We start from the raw sequence: 1,479 nt of genomic DNA, 5'->3' as shown, positions 1-1,479 counted from the left end.
TAATAAGGGTGCCATACTTGAATCTGGAACCTCACCGAATGATTGGAAAACGGGTCAGACCTATTTTATTCCACCGACGATATTGTCCAATGTCAATCATTCAATGAAAATTATGAAAGAAGAAACGTTCGGTCCAGTTCTGCCAGTTGTACCATTCGATACGGAGGAAGAAGTCGTCCGGCTAGCAAATGATACTGAGTACGGACTTAATTCGAGCGTTTGGACAAAGGATACGGTAAAAGCAAATCGGATAGCATCCCAGTTAGTGACAGGAGCGGTAACGATCAATGATGTGCTGATTACTGTTGCTAATCATTACTTACCCTTTGGTGGTACCAAGCAAAGTGGTATCGGCCGTTATCATGGCGAACAAGGAATGCGGATTTTTTGTCATGAAAAAGCCATCATGAAAGACAATGGAAAAAAGAATTCGGAAATTCAATGGTATCCATATGAAGGGAAGTATACGAAGTTTTTATCACTGTTCCAACACTACTTTTCTGAAAAAACCAACTGGATTCAATTTGGCAAAGAATATTTACAATTAATTAAGATATCCAAGGAAAAACGAAAATAGAAATTCTAGAATTTTCATCTTATAGAAAAAAAGATTGTAATTTTCACCATTAGCACGTATACTATTAATATACTTAATARCTGATTTTCCTTTTACAAAGGGGAGTAGCGTTAGGGTTCGCCCTAAAACAAAGTCGTCATTACGTGAGTGGAGACATTCATCGGCTTTGTTGACATGTTTTCATGTTCAGCAAGACCTTTGCCTATACGGCAGAGGTCTTTTTATTTTGCCAATGCCGATAGCGAGGGAAATACAAACTATTGGAGGTTGAATGCATGGAAGCATCAATATTATTGGAATATGGTTGGGTCCTTCTTATCTTGGTTGGATTAGAAGGAATACTCGCTGCAGATAATGCAGTCGTTATGGCTGTTATGGTTAAACATTTACCAAAAGACCAACAACGAAAAGCCTTGTTTTACGGTCTGATGGGAGCTTTTGTTTTCCGCTTCGCAAGTTTATTCCTTATTTCCTTTCTTGTCGACGTGTGGCAAGTTCAAGCAATCGGTGCCATTTACTTACTTTTCATTGCTTTTCAGCATATTTACAAAAAATACGCTGGGAAAGGTGAGAAGGAAGTCACTAAACCTAAGAAACAATCTGGCTTCTGGATGACAGTGGTAAAGGTAGAGGCTGCTGATATTGCTTTTGCGATTGATTCCATGTTGGCTGCTGTTGCACTGGCTGTTACACTTCCTGCAACAGGTTGGATGAAAGTTGGCGGAATTGATGGGGGGCAATTCGCTGTTATGTTCCTCGGTGGTATGATCGGGTTGATTATTATGCGATTTGCAGCTAATGGATTTGTGAAATTGCTTCATCAGCGTCCTTCACTTGAAACTGGAGCATTTTTAATTGTAGGTTGGGTTGGGGTAAAGTTAGCGGTATACACACTTGCACAC

At 39.7% G+C, this 1,479-nt stretch carries 2 protein-coding genes; both read left to right on the top strand.

Annotated elements, in window-relative coordinates; translation table 11 throughout:
- On the top strand, positions 1-577 hold a 577-nt coding region (locus tag AC1DUW_RS28630; protein ID WP_477644159.1), incomplete at its 5' end, for an aldehyde dehydrogenase family protein.
- Positions 578-852: 275 nt separating this feature from the next.
- The coding region (locus AC1DUW_RS28625) for a TerC family protein (protein WP_477644158.1) at positions 853-1,479 on the top strand (627 nt) is incomplete at its 3' end.

The sequence above is a fragment of the Peribacillus sp. P4_C12 genome, assembly GCF_056402095.1.
This window is presented reverse-complemented; position numbering and strand designations above follow the sequence as displayed.